Source organism: Streptomyces griseus subsp. griseus (genome assembly GCF_003610995.1).
Classification (GTDB): Bacteria; Actinomycetota; Actinomycetes; order Streptomycetales; family Streptomycetaceae; genus Streptomyces.
The window spans coordinates 5225800-5248084 of the sequence record NZ_CP032543.1; the positions used below are offsets into that span (position 1 = coordinate 5225800).

Annotated in this window: 20 protein-coding genes; all 20 read left to right on the top strand. The window is 70.6% G+C overall.

Annotation, left to right across the window (positions count from 1 at the left end; translation table 11 throughout):
• Window positions 1-38 precede the first annotated feature (38 nt).
• The 20 genes from nrtL (at window position 39) to atpA (ending at window position 22284) form a co-directional block, all read left to right on the top strand.
• Window positions 39-1289 (top strand): ArgS-related anticodon-binding protein NrtL, encoded by a 1251-nt coding sequence (gene nrtL / locus D6270_RS23745; RefSeq protein ID WP_109163595.1) that lies wholly within the window; start codon window positions 39-41, stop codon window positions 1287-1289.
• Between the two features lie 29 nt (window positions 1290-1318).
• Entirely contained in the window at window positions 1319-2710 is a 1392-nt protein-coding gene (gene lysA / locus D6270_RS23750; protein WP_109163594.1) for a diaminopimelate decarboxylase, read from the top strand.
• 96 nt (window positions 2711-2806) lie between these two features.
• Window positions 2807-4108, top strand: a complete 1302-nt coding sequence (locus D6270_RS23755) for a homoserine dehydrogenase (protein ID WP_204117063.1) — start codon at window positions 2807-2809, stop codon at window positions 4106-4108.
• Between the two features lie 7 nt (window positions 4109-4115).
• Window positions 4116-5186, top strand: coding sequence for a threonine synthase (gene thrC / locus D6270_RS23760; protein WP_109163593.1), 1071 nt, complete (start codon window positions 4116-4118; stop codon window positions 5184-5186).
• 346 nt (window positions 5187-5532) lie between these two features.
• On the top strand, window positions 5533-6450 hold the full coding sequence (gene thrB / locus D6270_RS23765; protein WP_093693077.1) for a homoserine kinase: 918 nt from the start codon (window positions 5533-5535) through the stop codon (window positions 6448-6450).
• 389 nt (window positions 6451-6839) lie between these two features.
• Window positions 6840-8882: a transcription termination factor Rho gene (gene rho, locus D6270_RS23770; protein WP_109163592.1), complete on the top strand. Its 2043-nt coding sequence runs from the start codon at window positions 6840-6842 to the stop codon at window positions 8880-8882.
• A 329-nt stretch (window positions 8883-9211) separates the two neighbouring features.
• Window positions 9212-10315 (top strand): LCP family protein, encoded by a 1104-nt coding sequence (locus D6270_RS23775; protein ID WP_109163591.1) that lies wholly within the window; start codon window positions 9212-9214, stop codon window positions 10313-10315.
• 146 nt (window positions 10316-10461) lie between these two features.
• Window positions 10462-10686: a 50S ribosomal protein L31 gene (rpmE, locus tag D6270_RS23780; RefSeq protein WP_093693080.1), complete on the top strand. Its 225-nt coding sequence runs from the start codon at window positions 10462-10464 to the stop codon at window positions 10684-10686.
• Window positions 10687-10842: 156 nt separating this feature from the next.
• Complete coding sequence (gene prfA / locus D6270_RS23785; protein ID WP_109163590.1) at window positions 10843-11919, top strand: peptide chain release factor 1; 1077 nt, start codon at window positions 10843-10845, stop codon at window positions 11917-11919.
• Between the two features lie 46 nt (window positions 11920-11965).
• Entirely contained in the window at window positions 11966-12811 is an 846-nt protein-coding gene (prmC, locus tag D6270_RS23790) for a peptide chain release factor N(5)-glutamine methyltransferase (protein ID WP_018509917.1), read from the top strand.
• A gap of 52 nt (window positions 12812-12863) precedes the next feature.
• Window positions 12864-13511 (top strand): L-threonylcarbamoyladenylate synthase, encoded by a 648-nt coding sequence (locus tag D6270_RS23795; RefSeq protein WP_109163589.1) that lies wholly within the window; start codon window positions 12864-12866, stop codon window positions 13509-13511.
• A complete protein-coding gene (locus tag D6270_RS23800; RefSeq protein ID WP_018509915.1) occupies window positions 13508-14149 on the top strand; it encodes an arsenate reductase/protein-tyrosine-phosphatase family protein in 642 nt (213 codons plus the stop codon). The genes D6270_RS23795 and D6270_RS23800 overlap by 4 nt, the downstream gene beginning before the upstream one ends.
• Window positions 14150-14321: 172 nt before the next feature.
• Window positions 14322-15602, top strand: a complete 1281-nt coding sequence (gene glyA, locus D6270_RS23805; protein WP_109163588.1) for a serine hydroxymethyltransferase — start codon at window positions 14322-14324, stop codon at window positions 15600-15602.
• Window positions 15603-15734: 132 nt separating this feature from the next.
• Window positions 15735-17126 carry an MraY family glycosyltransferase gene (locus D6270_RS23810; protein WP_204117062.1) on the top strand — a complete coding sequence of 464 codons (1392 nt, stop codon included), beginning with the start codon at window positions 15735-15737 and terminating at the stop codon, window positions 17124-17126.
• Between the two features lie 267 nt (window positions 17127-17393).
• Entirely contained in the window at window positions 17394-17834 is a 441-nt protein-coding gene (locus D6270_RS23815; protein WP_109163586.1) for a Cg1360 family ATP-synthase-associated protein, read from the top strand.
• A 200-nt stretch (window positions 17835-18034) separates the two neighbouring features.
• Window positions 18035-18868 carry a F0F1 ATP synthase subunit A gene (gene atpB / locus D6270_RS23820; protein WP_109163585.1) on the top strand — a complete coding sequence of 278 codons (834 nt, stop codon included), beginning with the start codon at window positions 18035-18037 and terminating at the stop codon, window positions 18866-18868.
• 88 nt (window positions 18869-18956) lie between these two features.
• Entirely contained in the window at window positions 18957-19187 is a 231-nt protein-coding gene (atpE, locus tag D6270_RS23825; RefSeq protein ID WP_006127588.1) for an ATP synthase F0 subunit C, read from the top strand.
• A 41-nt stretch (window positions 19188-19228) separates the two neighbouring features.
• Window positions 19229-19765, top strand: coding sequence for a F0F1 ATP synthase subunit B (locus D6270_RS23830; protein ID WP_030079317.1), 537 nt, complete (start codon window positions 19229-19231; stop codon window positions 19763-19765).
• Window positions 19762-20577, top strand: coding sequence for a F0F1 ATP synthase subunit delta (locus D6270_RS23835; protein ID WP_109163584.1), 816 nt, complete (start codon window positions 19762-19764; stop codon window positions 20575-20577). Before D6270_RS23830 ends, D6270_RS23835 begins: the two co-directional genes overlap by 4 nt.
• Window positions 20578-20712: 135 nt before the next feature.
• Window positions 20713-22284 (top strand): F0F1 ATP synthase subunit alpha, encoded by a 1572-nt coding sequence (gene atpA / locus D6270_RS23840; protein ID WP_109163583.1) that lies wholly within the window; start codon window positions 20713-20715, stop codon window positions 22282-22284.
• Window position 22285 lies beyond the last annotated feature (1 nt).

Below are 22285 nucleotides of genomic sequence, written 5' to 3' on the forward strand. Positions count from 1 at the left end.
GTCGCGGAGTGCCCCTCCTCCTCCCCTACGCTTGTCCCGTGACCCCCGCCGATCTCTCCAGGACCGTGCTGCACGCCGTGCGCCGCGCGGTCGACGAGAGCGCGTTGCACGCGCCCGTGCCCGCGCGCGTGCGGGTGGAGAGGACCCGGCCCGGCGGCAGCGGCGACTACGCCTGCGCCGTCGCGCTCCAGCTCGCCGGACCGGCCGGGCTGCCGGCCCTGGAGGTCGCGCGGATCCTGCGCGAACGGGTCGCCGCCGAGCCCGGCATCGGACGGGTCGAGATCACCGGGCCCGGGTTCCTGAGCTTCACCGTGGACACCCCGGCCGACAGCGACCGGGCCGTTCTCGACGCCGTACGGGAACAGGGGGTCGCGTACGGACACGGCGACGCGCTCCGGGGCGAGGAGATCCTGCTCGCCCACGCCCCCGAGGTGCGTGCGGCCGTCACCGCCGATGCCGTACGCCGGCTCCTCGCCGCCCAAGGGGCCCGCGTCCAGGTCGGCTGCGAGGAGGCGGGGGAGGCGGACACGGACGCGTGGCGGCGTCTCGGCGTGGCCCCTGACGCGGACTGGGCTGCACCCGATGCGTACGGCGCCGCCCCTGATGCGCACGGCGCCGCCGCTGACGCGTACAGGGCTGCCGCTGATGCGTACGGTGCCGCCCCTGACGCGTACAGGGCTGCCGCGCCGGACCCGCTCGGCGGGACCGTCCGCCCCGTTCCCGCCGGCGCCACCGCCGCCGAGCTGCTGGAGCGGCTCGGTGCGGATGCCGCCCGCTGGGGGCTGCTGCGGCCCGCCGCGCACGACCGCGCTCCGCTCGGCGACGATCTGCTCGTCCAGGGTGAGGCCAACCCGCTCTTCCGGGTCCGGTACGCCCATGCCAGGGCCCGCGCGCTCACCCGGAACGCCGCTGACCTCGGGTTCACCTCCGAGCCCGCGGCTCACGAGGAGCCCGCCGCCCGCGAAGACGCCGCGCCGTACGCCGCTCACGAGCAGGCCGGACCCTCCCCGTACACCGGCCCCGCCCGCCCCCTCCTCCACCTCCTCGCCGATCACCCCCGCGTCCTCCTCGCCGCGGCCCGTCACCGTGCGCCCGACCGGGTCGCCCGGCAGCTGGAAGCCGTCGCCCACGCGTTCTTCGACTTCCACGACGGTTGTCCGCCGCTGCCCTCGGGCGACGAGAAACCCTCGGCCGCCCACCGCTCCCGGCTGGCCCTCGCCGAAGCCGCCGGAACGGTGCTGGCAGGCGGCCTGTCCCTGCTCGGCATCAGTGCGCCCGCACACCTCTGACGAATCTGACGAATCCGAGAGACCTCACCATGAGCCGCTCCGCACACCCCGCCGGTCCCCGTCACGCCGACGTCCTGACCGAGGGGCACTACTCCGCCCCTGCCGCCGACCTCAACGTCCTCGACGAGAAGGTCTGGGCCCGTACCGTCACCCGCGACGCGGACGGCGCCCTCACCGTCGGCGGGATCGCCGTCGCCCGGCTCGCCGAGGAGTTCGGGACCCCCGCCTACTTCCTCGACGAGAGCGACTTCCGCGCCCGCTGCCGGGCCTGGGCCGACGCCTTCGGGCCGGACGCCGACGTCTTCTACGCCGGGAAGGCCTTCCTCTCCCGTGCCGTCGTGCGCTGGCTCAAGGAGGAGGGGCTGAATCTCGACGTGTGCTCCGGTGGTGAACTGACCACCGCCCTCGACGCCGGGATGCCCGCCGAGCGCATCGCCTTCCACGGCAACAACAAGACCGTCGCCGAGATCGAGAAGGCCGTCCAGGCCGGCGTCGGGCGGATCGTCCTCGACTCCTTCCAGGAGATCGTCCGCGTCGCCCACATCGCCCGCGGCCACGGCGTGCGCCAGCGCGTCCAGATCCGGGTCACCGTCGGCGTCGAGGCGCACACCCACGAGTTCATCGCCACCGCGCACGAGGACCAGAAGTTCGGCATCGCGCTCGCCGACGGGCAGGCCGCCGAGGCGGTACGCCGCGCCCTCGGCCTCGACAGCCTCGAACTCATCGGCATCCACTCGCACATCGGCTCGCAGATCTTCGACATGGCCGGCTTCGAGGTCTCCGCCCGGCGCGTGGTGCAGCTGCTCGCCGAGGTCCGTGACGAGCACGGCGTGGAGCTGCCCGAGATCGACCTCGGCGGCGGCCTCGGCATCGCGTACACCTCCGAGGACGACCCCCGTGAGCCGCACGAGATCGCCAAGGCGCTCAGCGACATCGTCACGCGCGAGTGCGAGGCCGCGAAGCTGCGTACGCCTCGCATCTCCGTGGAGCCGGGGCGCGCCATCGTCGGACCCACCGCGTTCACGCTGTACGAGGTCGGCACCATCAAGCCCCTCGAAGGGCTGCGGACGTATGTCAGCGTCGACGGCGGAATGTCGGACAATATTCGCACCGCGCTGTACGACGCCGAGTACAGCGTGGCGCTCGTCTCGCGCACGTCGGATGCCGAGCCGATGCTCGTCCGGGTCGTCGGCAAGCACTGCGAGAGCGGGGACATCGTGGTCAAGGACGCGTTCCTCCCCGCCGACCTGGCCCCCGGCGACCTGATCGCCGTCCCCGCCACCGGTGCGTACTGCCGCTCCATGGCGAGCAACTACAACCACGCCCTGCGCCCCCCGGTCGTCGCCGTCCGGGACGGCGAGGCCCGCGTCATCGTCCGGCGCGAGACGGAGGAAGATCTCCTGCGTCTCGATGTCGGCTGATGAAATAGTCATCTCAGGATCCGGACGGGGGTCAGAAACGCCCGTCCGGTGAGTGAGACTGGTCCACACATGAGCATGGATGAGAAACGAGGTCGGATGATGCGTACGCGTCCGCTGAAGGTGGCGCTGCTGGGCTGTGGTGTGGTCGGCTCAGAGGTGGCGCGCATCATGACGACGCACGCCGACGACCTCGCGGCGCGCATCGGCGCTCCCGTGGAGCTCGTCGGCGTCGCCGTCCGCCGGCCCTCGAAGGTGCGTGAGGGCATCGACCCCGCACTGATCACCACCGACGCGACCGCGCTCGTGCAGCGCGGCGACATCGACGTGGTCGTCGAGGTCATCGGGGGCATCGAGCCCGCCCGTACGCTCATCACCACCGCCTTCGAGAACGGCGCGAGCGTCGTCTCCGCCAACAAGGCGCTGCTCGCCGAGGACGGCGCGGCCCTGCACGCCGCCGCCGAGAAGTACGGCAGCGACCTGTACTACGAGGCCGCCGTCGCGGGGGCCATCCCGCTGGTACGGCCGCTGCGCGAGTCGCTCGCCGGTGACAAGGTCAACCGGGTGCTCGGCATCGTCAACGGCACGACCAACTTCATCCTCGACAAGATGGACACCAGCGGCGCCGGCTACTCCGAGGCACTCGACGAGGCCACCGCCCTCGGGTACGCCGAGGCCGACCCGACCGCCGACGTCGAGGGCTTCGACGCCGCCGCCAAGGCCGCGATCCTCGCCGGTATCGCCTTCCACACCCGGGTGAAGATCGGCGACGTCCACCGCGAGGGCATCACCGAGGTCACCGCCGCCGACATCGCCTCCGCCCGCCGGATGGGCTGCACGGTCAAGCTCCTCGCCATCTGCGAGCGCGCCGCCGACGGCCGGTCCGTCACCGCGCGCGTCCACCCCGCGATGATCCCGCTCAGCCACCCGCTGGCCTCCGTCCGCGAGGCGTACAACGCGGTCTTCGTCGAGGCCGAGGCCGCCGGGCAGCTGATGTTCTACGGTCCCGGCGCCGGCGGCTCCCCGACCGCCTCGGCCGTCCTCGGCGACCTCGTCGCGGTCTGCCGCAACAAACTGGGCGAGGCCACCGGACCCGGTGAGTCCGCCTACACGCGCCTGCCGGTCAGCCCCATGGGCGAGGTCGTCACGCGCTACCACATCAGCCTCGACGTGGCCGACAAGCCGGGTGTACTCGCCCAGGTGGCAACGGTCTTCGCCGAGCAGGGCGTGTCCATCGATACCGTCCGCCAGCAAGGACGCCCGGACGGAGGCGGCGAGGCCTCCCTCGTCGTCGTCACCCACCGCGCGCCCGACGCCGCCCTCTCCGGGACCGTCGAAGCGCTGCGCAAGCTCGACACCGTGCGCGGTGTCGCCAGCATCATGCGTGTTGAAGGGGAGTAAAGGACCCATGACCAGCAAGGGCACCCACCAGTGGCGCGGCATCATCGAGGAGTACCGGGACCGGCTTCCGGTCACGGCCACGACGCCGGTCGTCACCCTTCGTGAGGGCGGTACGCCGCTCGTTCCGGCGCAGGTCCTCTCCGAGCGCACGGGCTGCGAGGTGCACCTCAAGGTCGAGGGCGCCAACCCCACCGGTTCGTTCAAGGACCGCGGCATGACCATGGCCATCACCCGGGCCAAGGAGGAGGGCGCCAAGGCCGTCATCTGCGCCTCCACCGGCAACACCTCGGCCTCCGCCGCCGCGTACGCGGTGCGCGCGGGCATGGTCTGCGCCGTCCTCGTACCGCAGGGCAAGATCGCGCTCGGCAAGATGGGCCAGGCGCTCGTGCACGGCGCCAAGATCCTCCAGGTCGACGGCAACTTCGACGACTGCCTCACCCTGGCCCGCTCGCTCTCGGACAACTACCCGGTGGCGCTGGTCAATTCGGTCAACCCGGTCCGTATCGAGGGCCAGAAGACCGCCGCGTTCGAGATCGTCGACGCGCTCGGCGACGCCCCCGACATCCATGTCCTGCCGGTCGGCAACGCGGGCAACATCACCGCGTACTGGAAGGGGTACACCGAGTACGCCGGTGACGGCGTCTCCACGCACACCCCGCGCATGTGGGGCTTCCAGGCCTCCGGTTCCGCGCCCATCGTGCGCGGCGAGGTCGTCAAGGACCCGTCCACCATCGCCACCGCCATCCGGATCGGCAACCCGGCCTCCTGGGACTTCGCCCTGGCCGCGCGGGATGAATCGGGCGGTTTCATCGACGAGGTGACGGACCGGCAGATCCTGTCCGCCTACCGGCTGTTGGCCTCCCAGGAGGGCGTCTTCGTGGAGCCCGCGTCGGCCGCCTCGGTCGCCGGTCTGCTGAAGGCCGCCGAGGAGGGCAAGGTCGACCCCGGCCAGCGCATCGTCTGCACGGTCACCGGCAACGGCCTCAAGGACCCCGACTGGGCCGTCGCGGGCGCCCCGCAGCCGGTCACGGTCCCGGTCGACGCGGCCGCGGCAGCGCAGAAGCTCGGCCTCGTCTGACCGTCAAACGGCTTCTCCGGTCAACGCCGGGCCACCCGGTCAAGACGAGACAACCCAGCTCAACCGCCCTCTTTTCGGGGCGGAGAGCGCATAGGAGGCGGGCGACACGCATCGTGCGCCTCCTGTGCGCCCTATGTCGCGACGGAACCTTCCTTCGATAAGCTGTACCCCATCCGCCCGACATCCGCCCGACGGGTCTGCCGCGGCGCGATCGCCGTCCTGACGGCGCGTACGGGCCGGGCCACCGGCCCCACCCCCGTACACCCATCCCATATCCCCGCAGGCCCCACCGCCGCAGAGCCACCGCACCGCAATCCCCGCCGCCTTACAAGGAGTCGTCCAACCGATGGCCGGTCCCGCGTTCCGAGCCGCCGCCGTCAGGGTGCGCGTCCCCGCAACCAGCGCCAATCTGGGCCCGGGTTTCGACGCCCTCGGCCTCTCGCTGGGGCTGTACGACGACGTCGTCGTCCGGGTCGCCGACTCCGGGCTGCACATCGACATCGCAGGTGAGGGCAGTGAGACGCTGCCCCGCGACGAGAGCCACCTGCTCGTACGCTCCCTGCGCACCGCCTTCGACCTGCTCGGCGGACAGCCCCGCGGCCTGGAGATCGTCTGCGCCAACCGCATCCCGCACGGCCGCGGCCTCGGCTCCTCCTCCGCCGCCATCTGCGCCGGAATCGTCGCCGCCCGCGCCGTGACGACCGGCGGCGACGCCCGGCTCGACGACGAGGCCCTGCTGGAGCTGGCCACCGAGATCGAGGGCCACCCCGACAACGTCGCGGCCTGTCTGCTCGGCGGGTTCACCCTCGCGTGGATGGACGGCGGAGCGGCCCGGGCGATCCGGATGGACCCCGCGGAGTCCGTCGTTCCGGTGGTCTTCGTGCCCGGCCGGCCCGTGCTCACCGAGACGGCGCGCGGGCTGCTCCCGCGCTCCGTCCCGCACGTCGACGCGGCCCTCAACGCCGGTCGCGCCGCCCTGCTCGTCGAGGCGCTGACCAGGCGCCCCGAGCTGCTGCTCGCCGCCACCGAGGACCGCATCCACCAGGAGTACCGGGGCCCCGCGATGCCCGAGAGCGTCGAGTTGGTGCACCGGCTGCGCGCCGACGGCGTGCCCGCGGTGATCTCCGGCGCGGGCCCCACGGTGCTCGCGCTGGCGGAGGAGGGTTCCGCCGACAAGGTCGCCCGACTGGCGGGCGAGGGCTGGGCCGCGAACCGGCTGGCACTCGACGCCGCGGGCGCCACCGTGCTGCCGCTGGCCGCGTAACCGCATGTGATTACCGGTGGCCGAGAGGGGGAATGTTTGTTGGAGCCGGTAGTGTTAACCTCAAGTCTGCAACCGACGTCTTTGAGGCGCGTTGCTTCGTGTCCCCCTCCGGGACCGCCATTCTTCCGGGAGCCTCCCCAACTGCCTGAGCAGCCTGCCTGAGCAGTTTCGAGCACGCTCCGGAACCGGCACGACACCCCTCGCTCGTCCAGGAGTGGGCCGAGCAGGGGGATCTCGCGCCGGACCCCGCACGTTCATCTCTCCGCCGTACCCGGCGGACCACCGCCCCGGCAAGGTCCGCGATCCAGCAAGATCAAGAGACCGCAGTCGGACAGCACAACCGGTCGCCGAGCCAGAAGGCCGACGTCCGCTCCAGGGAAGGACCCTTCGTGAGCGACACCACCGATCTGATGGGCGTGACTGCCGACAAGAACGTCGACAGCGCCGCGCCCGCCGAAGGTGCTGCCACTGGCACCACCGCACGGCGCCGCCGCTCCGGCACCGGCCTCGAGGGCATGGTCCTGGCCGAGCTGCAGCAGGTCGCGTCCGGCCTCGGCATCAGGGGTACTGCGCGGATGCGCAAGAGCCAGCTGATCGAGGTCATCAAGGAGGCGCAGGCGGGCGGCGGATCCGCTGCCCCCAAGGCCTCCTCCAAGGCCGGCACCGGGGGCGACGCCCCGGCCGCCGAGGCGGCGGAGAGCAAGCCCAAGCGGCGTGCCACCTCCAAGGCGCGCACCGGGGACGAGGCCGCCGCCGAGAAGGCGGCCCAGCAGCAGATCGACATCCCCGGCCAGCCGGCCAGCGACGACCAGCCCACGGGCGAGCGCCGTCGCCGCCGGGCCACCGCGCAGGCGGGCAGCCCCGACACCAAGGCCGAGGCGAAGACCGAGGCCAAGGCGGAGCCGCAGGCCGAGCAGAAGACCGAGGACCGGGGCGAGCCCAAGGGCGACGCCAAGGCCGAGGCAGCCGCCGACACCGCCGAGGGCCGCCGTGGCGACCGCCAGGGCCGTGGTGACCGCGAGCGCGGTGACCGGGGCGAGCGCCGGGAGCGCCAGCGCGACCGCCGGGGCAAGGGCGACGACCAGGGCCAGCAGGGCGGCGGCGGGCAGCAGCGCCCGCAGCGCCAGGGCCAGGGGCAGAGCCAGGGCCAGCAGAACCGTGACAACGGTCCGCAGGACGACTTCGACGACGAGGCGGGCGGCCGCCGCGGCCGCCGTGGCCGCTACCGCGACCGCCGTGGCCGCCGTGGCCGCGACGACTTCGCCAGCGATGTGCAGGTGGCCGACGACGACGTCCTGATCCCCGTGGCGGGCATCCTGGACATCCTCGACAACTACGCGTTCATCCGGACCTCCGGCTACCTGCCGGGCCCGAACGACGTGTACGTCTCGCTCGCCCAGGTCCGCAAGAACGGCCTGCGCAAGGGCGACCACGTCACCGGTGCGGTGCGCCAGCCCAAGGACGGTGAGCGGCGCGAGAAGTTCAACGCGCTGGTCCGCCTCGACTCGGTCAACGGCATGGCTCCCGAGTCCGGCCGGGGCCGCCCCGAGTTCCAGAAGCTGACCCCGCTCTACCCGCAGGACCGGCTCCGCCTGGAGACCGACTCCAACATCCTGACGACGCGGATCATCGACCTGGTGGCCCCGATCGGCAAGGGCCAGCGCGGGCTCATCGTGGCCCCGCCGAAGACCGGCAAGACGATGATCCTCCAGGCCATCGCCAACGCCATCACGGTCAACAGCCCCGAGTGCCACCTGATGGTCGTCCTGGTCGACGAGCGTCCGGAAGAGGTCACCGACATGCAGCGGTCGGTGAAGGGCGAGGTCATCTCCTCGACCTTCGACCGCCCCGCCGAGGACCACACCACCGTCGCCGAGCTGGCCATCGAGCGCGCCAAGCGTCTCGTGGAGCTGGGTCACGACGTGGTCGTCCTGCTCGACTCGATCACCCGTCTGGGCCGCGCGTACAACCTCGCGGCGCCCGCCTCCGGCCGCATCCTCTCCGGTGGTGTCGACTCGACCGCGCTCTACCCGCCCAAGCGCTTCTTCGGCGCCGCGCGCAACATCGAGGACGGCGGCTCGCTGACCATCCTGGCCACCGCGCTCGTCGAGACCGGCTCGCGCATGGACGAGGTGATCTTCGAGGAGTTCAAGGGCACCGGCAACATGGAGCTCAAGCTCGACCGGAAGCTCTCGGACAAGCGCATCTTCCCGGCGGTGGACGTCGACGCGTCCTCCACCCGTAAGGAAGAGATCCTGCTCGGCACCGACGAGCTGGCGGTCGTCTGGAAGCTGCGCCGGGTGCTGCACGCGCTCGACCAGCAGCAGGCGATCGAGCTCCTCCTGGACCGGATGAAGAAGACCCAGTCCAACGCGGAGTTCCTGCTCCAGATCCAGAAGACGACGCCGGGCAGCGGAAACGGCAACGACTGACCTATCCACGGCAGTTGATGCCGAGGGCCCCAGCACCACGGTGCCGGGGGCCCTCGGCGTTCCCCGGACCGCCCCCGAGACCTTTGCCACACACCGGCCCGCCGGACGACGCCTCCGCCGGTGCGTGTACGGGGCAGGAAACCGCAGGTGAACGCGGAGGCGCGGCCTGTCCGCCGACCCCCTCGCGCCCTTCGCCGCTCACCCGGCACAGACAGGGCCCTGTGCAACCCTTCTTGCTGCTTCGCCGTCTGATCAAGAGATGACAAACCCTCCCGGAAGCGTCAGGGCCGGGGCGAGGAGCAGGCGGAGCGCAGTAACGAGGGAGACGCGTGAGCGAGCAGAAGAAGACCCCGGGGCGGATACGCGGCACCGGCACCCGCCGGAAGAAGCCCTCCCGCAGCCGCCGGGCGAAGCTGATCACGGCCTGGACGGTGGCGGGCGTGGTGGTCGTCGGCGGTGCCGGGCTCGGATACGCCTACGTCACCCTCGACGGCAACCTCTCCAGCGTCGACATCGACGCCAAGCTCGGCACCGACCGCCCCGACGACGTGGACGACGGCTCGCAGGACATCCTGGTGCTCGGCTCCGACTCGCGCTCCGGCGACAACGGCAAGTACGGCGCCGACGAGGGCGCCGCCCGCTCCGACACGGCGATGGTCGTGCACGTCGACAAGGGCCACAAGTCGGCCAGCGTCGTCTCCATACCGCGCGACACCCTGATCGAACGCCCCGCCTGCGCGAGCGACACGACGGACGAAACGGTCCCCGCCGCCCACCGGGCCATGTTCAACACGGCGTACGAGGTCGGCGGACCGGCCTGCGCGGTCAAGACCGTCGAATCGATGTCCGGTATCCGCATGGACCACTACATCGAGGTCGACTTCACCGGCTTCGAGAAGCTCATCGACGAGCTCGGCGGCGTCGAGATCACCACGAAGAGCGCGATCAACGACTCCAAGAGCCACCTCGACCTGGACCCGGGCACCCACACCCTGGACGGCGAGGAGTCCCTCGGCCTCGTCCGTACCCGCAAGAGCGTCGGCGACGGCAGTGACCTGGGCCGCATCCAGCTCCAGCAGGCGTTCATCAAGGCGCTGATCAAGCAGGCGAAGAGCGTCGGGGTGTTCTCCAGCCCCGCCAAGCTGTTCGGCCTCGCGGACGCCGCCACCAAGGCGCTCACCACCGACTCCGGCCTCGGCTCGGTCAAGAAGCTCACCGGCTTCGCGAACGGCCTCAAGGGGCTCGGCGCCGACCATGTGCACATGGTGACCCTGCCCGTGGAGTACGACCCGGCCGACCCCAACCGGGTCCTCCCGCAGGAGAAGGCCGGCCGGCAGGTCTGGGCCGCGCTGAAGCAGGACCGGCCCATCCCCGCCTCCGCCACCGAGAAATCGGCCGGGGACAAGGGCGACGCCGGAAAGCTGGTCGAGTAGCCACTCAGGGGGTCGTGGGAATACCTGCGGTCCGCCCCCGGTTTTGGGAGATACGGCCGGTCCTGGCAGACTGGTACGTCGGCCCCGGTTCACGGCCGCGCAATCCGCGCGGACGACCCGGAGCCCTCCCGAAACTAGGAGACACCTTGAAGCGCGACATCCACCCCGAGTACGTCGAGACGCAGGTCAGCTGCACCTGCGGTGCGTCGTTCACCACCCGGAGCACCATCGACGGCGGCAACATCCGCGCCGACGTCTGCTCCGAGTGCCACCCGTTCTACACGGGCAAGCAGAAGATCCTCGACACCGGCGGCCGCGTGGCCCGCTTCGAGGCCCGCTTCGGCAAGGCTGCCGGCTCCGCCAGCAAGTAGCGAGCCACTGCGCCGGTTCCTGGCGCCCTCTTCCCGGGGGCGTCGGAACCGGCGTTTTTTCCGGTCGGGTGTGCGGGGGAGCCCCCGCCGTACACCCCACCGGGCAGTACGCCCTCCAGCAGGCCCGCAGATTTCAGACCAACCAGGAGCCCCCGAATGTTCGAGGCGGTCGAGGAACTGATCGGTGAACACGCCGGTCTCGAGAAGAAGCTCGCCGACCCGGCGGTCCACGCCGACCAGGCCAACGCGCGGAAGCTGAACAAGCGCTACGCGGAGCTGACCCCGATCGTCTCCACGTACCGGGCCTGGAAGCAGACCGGCGAGGACATCGAGACCGCCCGCGAGTTCGCCGCGGACGACCCCGACTTCGCCGCCGAGGTCAAGGAGCTGGAGAAGGAGCGCGAAGAGCTCACCGAGAAGCTCCGCCTCCTCCTCGTCCCCCGCGACCCCAGCGACGACAAGGACGTGCTCCTGGAGATCAAGGCGGGCGCCGGCGGTGACGAGTCCGCCCTGTTCGCCGGTGACCTGCTGCGCATGTATCTGCGGTACGCCGAGCGCATCGGCTGGAAGACCGAGATCATCGACTCCACCGAGTCCGAGCTCGGCGGCTACAAGGACGTCCAGGTCGCCGTCAAGACCAAGGGCGGCAACGGGGCCACCGAGCCCGGCCAGGGCGTCTGGGCCCGGATGAAGTACGAGGGCGGGGTGCACCGGGTGCAGCGCGTGCCCTCCACCGAGTCCCAGGGCCGCATCCACACCTCCGCCGCGGGCGTGCTCGTCACCCCCGAGGCCGAGGAGGTCGACGTCGAGATCCACGCCAACGACCTCCGTATCGACGTCTACCGCTCCTCCGGCCCCGGCGGCCAGTCCGTCAACACGACCGACTCCGCCGTCCGCATCACGCACCTGCCGACCGGCGTCGTCGCCTCCTGCCAGAACGAGAAGAGCCAGCTCCAGAACAAGGAGCAGGCCATGCGCATCCTGCGCTCCCGGCTGCTGGCCGCCGCCCAGGAGGCCGCCGAGCAGGAGGCCTCCGACGTGCGCCGCAGCCAGGTCCGCACGGTCGACCGCTCCGAGAAGATCCGCACGTACAACTTCCCGGAAAACCGCATCTCGGACCACCGCGTCGGCTTCAAGGCGTACAACTTGGACCAGGTACTCGACGGAGAGCTCGACGCCGTCATCCAGGCGTGCGTCGACGCCGACTCCGCCGCCAAGCTCGCCAACGCGTAAGCGCACCGCCCGCCCCGCACACCCGTGAACCGTACGGAGAACCGCGATGAACCTGCTGCTCGCCGAGGTGGCCCAGGCCACCCAGCGGCTGGCCGACGCCGGTGTCCCCTCACCGCGATTCGACGCCGAGGAACTCGCGGCCTTCGTCCACGGCGTGAAGCGGGGCGAGCTGCACTCCGTGCCCGACACCGACTTCGACGCCCGCTACTGGGAGACCATCGCCCGTCGTGAGGCCCGCGAACCGCTCCAGCACATCACCGGCCGCGCCTTCTTCCGCTACCTGGAACTCCAGGTGGGACCCGGTGTCTTCGTGCCCCGCCCGGAGACCGAGTCGGTCGTCGGTTGGGCCATAGACGCCGTCCGCGCGATGGACGTCGTGGAGCCCGTCGTCGTCGACCTGTGCACCGGCTCGGGCGCCATCGCGCTCGCCATGGCGCAGGAGGTCCCGCGCTCGCGCGTCCACGCCGTCGAGCTCTCCGAGGACGCCCTCCGGTGGACCCGGAAGAACGCCGAGGGGTCCAGGGTCACCGTCCACAAGGGAGACGCCCTGAGCGCCCTCCCGGAGCTGGACGGACAGGTCGACCTGGTGATCTCCAACCCGCCGTACATCCCGCTCACCGAGTGGGAGTACGTCGCCCCCGAGGCCCGTGACCACGACCCGGAGATGGCCCTCTTCTCCGGCGAGGACGGCCTCGACACCATCCGCGGCATCGAACGCACCGCCCACCGTCTGCTCCGCCCCGGCGGCCTCGTCGTCATCGAGCACGCCGACACCCAGGGCGGCCAGGTGCCGTGGATCTTCACCGAGGAGCGGGGCTGGGCCGACGCGGCCGACCACCCCGACCTCAACAAGCGGCCCCGGTTCGCCACCGCCCGCAAGGCCATGCCGTGACCGGCCCCCGACGCCACACCCCGTACCCGTACACGCTTGAGGAGGCCGGCTGATGGCACGGCGATACGACTGCAACGACGCGACCGACCGGACCAGCGGGCTGCGCGAGGCCGCGTCCGCCGTCCGCCGCGGCGAACTGGTCGTGCTGCCCACCGACACCGTGTACGGGATCGGTGCGGACGCCTTCAGCGCCGAGGGCGTCGCCGACCTGCTGGACGCCAAGGGCCGGGGCCGTAACATGCCCACCCCCGTCCTCATCGGCTCCCCGAACACCCTGCACGGCCTGGTCACCGACTTCTCCGAGCAGGCCTGGGAGCTGGTCGACGCGTTCTGGCCCGGAGCCCTCACCCTGGTCGCCCGGCACCAGCCCTCGCTCCAGTGGGACCTCGGCGACACCCGGGGCACCGTCGCCATCCGGATGCCGCTGCACCCCGTCGCCATCGAGTTGCTGACCGAGGTCGGCCCGATGGCCGTCTCCAGCGCCAACCTCACCGGACACCCCTCTCCCGAGGACTGCGACGCCGCCCAGGGCATGCTCGGCGACTCCGTCTCGGTCTACCTCGACGGCGGCCCGACGCCCGGCATCGTGCCGTCCTCGATCGTCGACGTCACCGGCAGTGTCCCGGTCCTCCTGCGGGCCGGCGCGCTCTCCGTCGAGGAGCTGCGCAAGGTGGTCCCCGACCTCGAGGTGGCCAATTGACCGCCCCCGAGGGGCGTGGCATAGCGGGGCGGACCGACACCTTCCGCATCCTCCACGTCAGCACCGGCAACGTCTGCCGCTCGCCCATCACCGAGCGGCTGACCCGCCATGCCCTGACGCACCGCCTCGGCGACCCGCTCAGCGGCGGCCTGATCGTGGAGAGCGCGGGCACCTGGGGCCACGAGGGCGCCCCCATGGAGGCCAACGCCGAGGTGGTCCTCGCCGACTTCGGCGCGGACGCCAGCGGCTTCGTCGGCCGCGAGCTGCTGGACGAGCACGTCATCCGCGCCGACCTGGTCCTCACCGCCACCCGCGACCACCGCGCCCAGGTCATCTCCATGGGCCACTCCGCGGGCCTGCGGACCTTCACGCTCAAGGAGTTCACCCGGCTGGTGCGGGCGATAGACCCCGCCACCCTGCCCGACCCCCTCGACGAGGGCGTCGTCGAGCGCGCCCGCGCCCTGGTCCGCGCCGCCGCCGCACTGCGCGGCTGGCTGCTGGCCCCGACCGCCGAGGCGGACGAGGTCTACGACCCGTACGGGGCGCCCATCACCTTCTTCCGCTCCATCGGCGACGAGATCAACCAGGCGCTGGACCCGGTGGTCACGGCGCTCACCGGCGTACGCGCACCGCACTGACGGACGTTACGGACCCGCACTGACGGACGTACACGCGCTGTACGGAGCGCCGGTGCGCCGACCGGCGTACGGGGCGTTCCGACAGCGGGCACACCACCCCGGCCCGGCCTACATTGGAGTTGGCACCGGCACCCCTCGCCGGCGCACCCACCTTCAGGCCCGGAGCCCTCCCATGCCGGTCACCTCTCCCGCCGCACCCGCAGCCGCGCCGCCCGCGCCCGACGCCCTGCCCCAGGACTTCGGCGCGCTGTTCCGCCAGGACCCGGAGATCGCCGGGGTCCTGCTGGGGGAGCGGGACCGGCAGGCCGCCACCCTCCAGCTGATCGCCGCCGAGAACTTCACCTCGCCCGCGGTCCTGGCCGCCCTCGGCTCCCCGCTCGCCGACAAGTACGCCGAGGGGTACCCGGGCGCCCGCCACCACGGCGGCTGCGAACACGCGGACGCCGCCGAACGCATCGCCGTCCGCCGCGCCACCGCCCTCTTCGGCGCCGAACACGCCAACGTCCAGCCGCACTCCGGCTCCTCCGCCGTCCTCGCCGCCTACGCCGCGCTGCTGCGCCCGGGCGACACGGTGCTCGCGATGGGACTCCCGTACGGGGGACACCTCACCCACGGGGCGCCCGGCAACTTCTCCGGCCGCTGGTTCGACTTCGTCGGGTACGGCGTCGACCCGGAGAGCGGGCTCATCGACCACACCCGGCTCCGCGCCCTGGCCCGCGCCCGCCGCCCCAAGGCGATCGTCTGCGGCTCCATCTCCTACCCCCGCCACCCCGACTACGAGGCGTTCCGGGAGATCGCCGACGAGGTGGGCGCGTACCTGATCGCGGACGCCGCCCACCCGATGGGGCTGATCGCCGGGGGAGCGGCGCCGAGCCCGGTGCCGTACGCCGATGTCGTCTGCGCCACCACGCACAAGGTGCTGCGCGGACCGCGCGGCGGCATGATCCTGTGCGGCGCGGAGCTGGCGGAGCGGATCGACCGGGCGGTGTTCCCGTTCACGCAGGGCGGCGCGCAGATGCACACGGTGGCGGCGAAGGCGGTCGCGTTCGGGGAGGCGGAGACACCGGCGTACACGCTCTACGCGCACCAGGTGGTCGCGCACGCCCGGGTGCTGGCCGCGGGGCTGGAGGCCGAAGGCTTCGAGGTGACGACCGGCGGCACGGACACCCACATCATCGTCGCGGACCCGGCCCCGCTGGGCGTCGACGGCCGCACCGCCCGCGAACGGCTGTCGGCCGCCGGCATGGTCCTGGACACGTGTGCGCTGCCCTACGGGGAGGCCCGGGGCATCCGCCTGGGGACCGCCGCCGTCACCACGCAGGGCATGGGCGAGAGGGACATGGCGCGGATCGCGGCGCTGTTCGGGGCGGCCGTACGGGAGCCGGGCGATGTGAGCCCGGTCGCGGCGGAGGTCCGGGAGCTGGCCGCGCGCAATCCGCCGTACCCGCGGTAGCCGGCCGGACCGTTTCCGGAGTGGTGGGCTCCGGCGTATCCGGGGCAGACGAACCCTGTGCAACCATCACCCGTACCGTGGAGTCCTTGTTCCTGAGACTAGGGTGTGGGTTTTGGATGGCCGGCGAATTCTGTGGGGCAGCCCGTGCGTGATTACCTGCTGACGCTCTGTGTTACGGCCGCGGTGACCTATCTGCTGACCGGACCGGTGCGTAAGTTCGCCATCGCGGTCGGGGCGATGCCCGCGATCCGTGCGCGCGACGTCCACCGTGAGCCGACACCCCGGCTCGGTGGGATCGCCATGTTCGGCGGACTGTGTGCGGGCCTGATCGTCGCCGACCACCTGTACAACCTCCAGGGCGTCTTCGAACTCTCCAACGAGCCACGGGCGTTGCTCTCCGGCGCCGCCCTCATCTGGCTGATCGGCGTCCTCGACGACAAGTTCGAGATCGATGCCCTGATCAAGCTCGGCGGCCAGATGATCGCCGCCGCTGTCATGGTCATCCAGGGGCTCACGATCCTGTGGCTGCCGATCCCCGGCGTCGGCACGGTCGCCCTCACCCAGTGGCAGGGCACGCTGCTCACGGTGGCCCTGGTCGTCATCACGATCAACGCGGTCAACTTCGTCGACGGACTGGACGGGCTCGCGGCGGGCATGGTGTGCATCGCCTCGGCGGCGTTCTTCCTGTACGCCTACCGCCTCTGGTACGGGTACGGGATCGAGGCGGCCGCCCCCGCGACGCTGTTCGCGGCGATCCTGATGGGCATGTGCCTGGGCTTCCTGCCGCACAACATGCACCCGGCGCGGATCTTCATGGGCGACTCGGGATCGATGCTGATCGGCCTGGTGCTGGCGGCGGGCGCGATCTCGATCACCGGCCAGGTGGACCCGGACAACATGCAGATCTTCGGCAGTGAGCGCGGGGCCACCCACGCGATGCTCCCGGTCTTCATCCCGCTGGTGCTGCCGCTGACGATCATCGCGATCCCGGCCGCCGACCTGATCCTGGCCATTGTCCGGCGCACCTGGAACGGCCAGTCGCCGTTCGCCGCCGACCGGGGCCACCTGCACCACCGCCTGCTGGAGGTCGGCCACTCGCACAGCCGGGCCGTGCTGATCATGTACTTCTGGTCGGCCCTGATCGCCTTCGGCGCCGTCGGCTACTCGGTCCACTCGGCCTCGATGTGGATCGTCTTCGTGATCATCGCGGCGAGCGCGGTGGGCCTGGTCCTGCTGCTGATGCCGCGCTTCACCCCCCGGACCCCGCACTGGGCCAACCGCTTCGTCCCCCCGCGCTACCGCCACCGCGCCACGACGCGGCCCGCCTCTCCCGCGTCCGCGTACGAGGAGAAGCCGGCCCTCGCGACCTCCGGCGCCCAACAGGGCCCGGCAGACGCTCAGATGGGCGGGGAGAGCCCCGAACGGGCCCCTGTGGCGGTCGGGGTGTCCGGCGTCAACGGAGCGACCGCGATCGGCGCCCGTTCGCGTCTTCCTGAACGACGTTCCATCGACTCGTCGCGCTGACGATTCGGATTCCACGACGCATTACCAGACATTGTGCTGCCCTGTCGCGCACAGACGCGCGGAGTAACTCTCATGTGTGACAGTTGGCACACTTTCCAGGTAAAGACCTCATCAAATAGTTTGTGATACCGTTCACGAGACCCGGTGACGGAGCCGAAGGACCCTAGTGAGACGGTCTTTTGGCCTGGTAAACCGCCTCGCGGACCGGGCCTACGCTCGTCCATGACGACGCCCCATTCCTCCTCTCAGACCAGTGGAGCTGCCGCCATGCAGTCCGACATGCGCGAGGTACTGCGCATCGCCACCCCCACCGCCGCGGTGGGAGCCATCGCCACGCTTGTCGGCGGGCTCGCCGCCGGTGGCAAGGGGGCGATCGGCGCTGTCGTCGGCTGCGTGGTGGTCATCCTCTTCATGGCCCTCGGACAGCTGGCGCTGCAGTGGGTCGCCAAGTCGATGCCTGACCTGTTCCAGGGCATGGGGCTGCTCGTCTACTCGGTCCAACTCGTGCTCCTGCTCGGCCTCATCATGGCCATCAGGAACACGTCGCTCTTCGATCTCCAGGTCTTCGCCCTCACGCTGGTCGTCTCGGTGATCACATGGATCATCACGCAGACCGTGCGGCACGCCAGGAGCAAGACGCTGTACGTCGATCCCGACGCGGAGAGCCGGAAAGCCACGGGCGGGACCGAGGGGAAGCATGACCAGTAGGGCCGGGATAAAGCCCTGTTCGACATGCTGCTATCGTCCGGTCTCGGTTGCGGTACTGCGGGCGCGGACAACACGGCTGTCGCCTGATTCATCGCGAGGCTTCGGGCCCGGCCGCCGCCTCCTCACCGTAAGAACCAGTCCGGTGCCGACCTGCGGCTGCCAGCCGCTCCGATACAACGAGGTAGCCGTATCCATGCGCCATGCAGAAGGAGCTCCTGGTGACTGCTGACGCCCAGACGCTCGCCTTCGAGGTTGACTGCCACCTGTTCCAGGGCTCGTGCGGATTCCCAGCCCCGAGCGCGTGGTCGTTCATCTTCGACCCGATCTTCACCATCGGGCCGGTCGAGTTCAACAAGCCGATGCTGCTCGCGATCATCGGGACCTTCGCCATCCTGGCTCTGTTCTGGGCCGGCTTCTCCAAGCCCAAGGTCGTTCCGGGCAAGCTGCAGCTGGTCGCCGAAGCGCTGTACGACTTCGTCCACCGGGGCATCGCCAAGGAGATCATCGGTAAGAAGGGCGAGCCCTTCGTCCCGCTGCTGGTGTCGCTGTTCTTCTTCGTCTGGATGCTGAACCTCTGGGCGATCATCCCGATCGCACAGTTCCCGGTGAGCTCGCTCATCGCCTACCCGATCGGACTGGCCCTGCTGGTCTGGGCCGTCTACATGACGGTGACCTTCCGGAGCAACGGCTTCGTCGGCGGCATCCGCAACCTGTGCGTACCGAGCGGCCTGCCCAAGCCGATCTACGTGATCCTGACGCCGATCGAGTTCGTCTCGAACATCTTCGTGCGCCCCTTCACGCTGGCGGTCCGACTCTTCGCCAACATGTTCGCCGGCCACATCCTGATCCTGGTCTTCACGATCGCGACCTGGTACATGCTCGGCACCGTGCTCGGCACCGTCTACGCCACCGCGTCGTTCGCCGTGACCCTGGCCCTGACCGTCTTCGAGATGTTCATCCAGGCGCTCCAGGCCTACGTGTTCACCGTGCTGACCGCCACGTACTTGTCCCAGGCGCTCGAAGAAGCGCACTGAGGACACCCGGGCCACCACCCGGACACCCCCTAGAACGTCCGGTGGACGCAACCTCCACCGGCCACTCAAGAGAAGGAATCACAGATCCATGTCTGAGACTCTCGCAGCCGTTGTGGGCAACGTCGGCACCATCGGTTACGGCCTCGCGGCGATCGGCCCCGGCGTCGGCATCGGCATCATCTTCGGTAACGGTGTGCAGGCGATCGCCCGCCAGCCCGAGGCGGCCGGCCTGATCCGTCAGAACATGCTGCTCGGCTTCGCCGTCATCGAGGCTCTGGCCCTCATCGGCTTCGTCGCGCCCTTCATCTACCCGAAGTAGTCCAGGCGACCTGACGATACGTTTTCGACGAAAGGTCCACCATGTTGCACTTGGCAGCTGAGGAGCCGCAGTCACCGCTGCTGCCGGTCTTGCCCGAGATTGTCATCGGGCTGATCTGCTTCAGCATCGTCTTCTTCGTCTTCTACAAGAAGCTCCTCCCGGCCATCAACAAGGCCCTGGACGAGCGTCGCGAGGCGATCGAAGGTGGCATCGAGAAGGCCGAAGCGGCTCAGACCGAGGCTCAGAGCGTTCTTGAGCAGTACAAGGCTCAGCTCGCCGAGGCCCGTCACGAGGCCGCGCGTCTGCGCCAGGAGGCGCAGGAGCAGGGTGCCGTCATCATCCAGGAGATGAAGGCGGAAGGTCAGCGGCAGCGCGAAGAGATCATCGCCGCCGGCCACGCCCAGATCGAGGCCGACCGCAAGGCCGCTGCCTCGGCGCTGCGTCAGGACGTGGGCAAGCTCGCCACCGACCTGGCCGGCAAGCTCGTCGGTGAGTCCCTCCAGGACCACGCCCGGCAGAGCGGCACCGTCGACCGTTTCCTCGACGAGCTCGAGGCGAAGGCCGAGGCTGCCCGATGAACGGCGCGAGCCGCGAGGCACTGGCCGCCGGACGTGAGCGGCTGGACGCGCTGACCGACAACACGTCGGTCGACGCGGCGGCCCTCGCCGACGATCTGGCATCGGTCACCGCGCTGCTCCACCGCGAGGTTTCCCTGCGCCGGGTCCTCACGGACCCGGCCCAGAGCGGCGAGAGCAAGGCCGAGCTGGCCGCGCGCCTGCTCAGCGGCCAGATCAGCGGCGAAGCCGTCGACCTGGTCTCCGGGCTGGTCCGCTCCCGCTGGTCGCAGTCGCGTGACCTGGTGGACTCGGTCGAGGAGCTGGCGAACACCGCAGACCTCACCGCGGCCCAGCGCGCGGGCGGCCTCGACGACGTCGAGGACGAGCTGTTCCGGTTCGGCCGCATCGTCGGCTCCGACACGGAGCTGCGTTCCGCGCTCACCAGCCGTACGGCCACCACCGCCGCCAAGGGCGAGCTGCTGCGCAGCCTGCTCGGCGGAAAGGCACAGCCGGTGACCGAGCGGATCATCGTCCGCCTCGTGACCCAGCCGCGGGGACGTAGCCTGGAAGCAGGGATCGAATCCCTGTCCAAGCTCGCCGCGGAGCGCCGTGACCGTGCGGTCGCCGTCGTCACCTCGGCGGTGCCGCTCAGCGACCGGCAGAAGCAGCGTCTCGGCGCCGCCCTGGCGAAGCTGTACGGCCGCGAGATGCACCTGAACCTGGACGTGGACCCCGCGGTCCTCGGCGGGATCTCGGTGCGCGTCGGTGACGAGATCATCAACGGCACCGTCGCGGAGCGCCTCGAAGAGGCGACCCGCCGCATGGCCGGCTGACACAGCTCAGCGCAGAAGAACAAGCAAGACCAGCGGCCCGGTTGGGCCGTGCAGAAATTGCAGAAGATTCCTGGGGGTCGGCCCCCAGACCCCCTTAAGAAACTTCGGGCCCAACAAGGAGAGCAGGGAACCCAGATGGCGGAGCTCACGATCCGGCCGGAGGAGATCCGGGACGCACTGGAGAACTTTGTCCAGTCGTACCAGCCGGACGCGGCCTCGCGCGAGGAGGTCGGTACGGTCAGCGTTGCCGGCGACGGCATCGCGAAGGTGGAGGGCCTGCCCTCCGCCATGGCGAACGAGCTGCTGAAGTTCGAGGACGGCACCCTCGGTCTCGCCCTCAACCTCGAGGAGCGCGAGATCGGTGCGATCGTCCTCGGCGAGTTCAGCGGTATCGAGGAGGGCCAGCCGGTGCAGCGCACCGGTGAGGTGCTCTCCGTCGGCGTCGGCGAGGGCTACCTCGGCCGCGTCGTCGACCCGCTCGGGCAGCCGATCGACGGTCTCGGCGAGATCGAGACCGACAGCCGCCGCGCCCTCGAGCTGCAGGCCCCTGGCGTCATGGTCCGCAAGTCGGTGCACGAGCCGATGCAGACCGGCTACAAGGCCGTCGACGCCATGGTGCCGATCGGCCGCGGCCAGCGTCAGCTGATCATCGGCGACCGTCAGACGGGTAAGACCGCTCTGGCCGTCGACACGATCATCAACCAGCGCGACAACTGGCGCTCCGGCGACGTGAACAAGCAGGTGCGCTGCATCTACGTCGCCATCGGTCAGAAGGGCTCCACCATCGCCTCCGTGCGTGGTGCGCTCGAAGAGGCCGGCGCGCTGGAGTACACGACCATCGTCGCCGCCCCGGCGTCCGACCCGGCCGGCTTCAAGTACCTGGCGCCGTACACCGGTTCGGCCATCGGCCAGCACTGGATGTACCAGGGCAAGCACGTCCTGATCATCTTCGACGACCTCTCGAAGCAGGCCGACGCCTACCGCGCCGTCTCCCTGCTGCTGCGCCGCCCGCCGGGCCGTGAGGCCTACCCGGGTGACGTCTTCTACCTGCACTCGCGTCTGCTGGAGCGCTGCGCCAAGCTCTCCGACGAGATGGGTGCCGGTTCGATGACGGGCCTCCCGATCGTCGAGACCAAGGCGAACGACGTGTCGGCGTTCATCCCGACCAACGTCATCTCCATCACCGACGGCCAGTGCTTCCTGGAGTCCGACCTGTTCAACGCGGGTCAGCGTCCGGCGCTCAACGTCGGTATCTCGGTCTCCCGAGTCGGTGGCTCCGCCCAGCACAAGGCCATGAAGCAGGTCTCCGGCCGGCTCCGCGTGGACCTCGCCCAGTACCGCGAGCTGGAGGCGTTCGCCGCCTTCGGTTCCGACCTGGACGCGGCCTCGAAGGCCTCGCTGGAGCGCGGTAAGCGCATGGTCGAGCTGCTGAAGCAGCCCCAGTACACCCCGTTCCCGATGGAGGAGCAGGTCGTCTCCGTCTGGGCCGGCACCACGGGCAAGATGGACGACGTCCCGGTCGAGGACATCCGTCGCTTCGAGGCCGAGCTGCTGGAGTACCTGCGCCGTGAGCGCAAGGACCTCCTGACCAGCATCGCCGAGGGCGGCAAGATGTCCGACGACACGCTGCAGTCGATCGCCGACGCGATCGCCGCCTTCAAGCAGCAGTTCGAGACCTCGGACGGCAAGCTCCTGGGCGAGGGCTGAT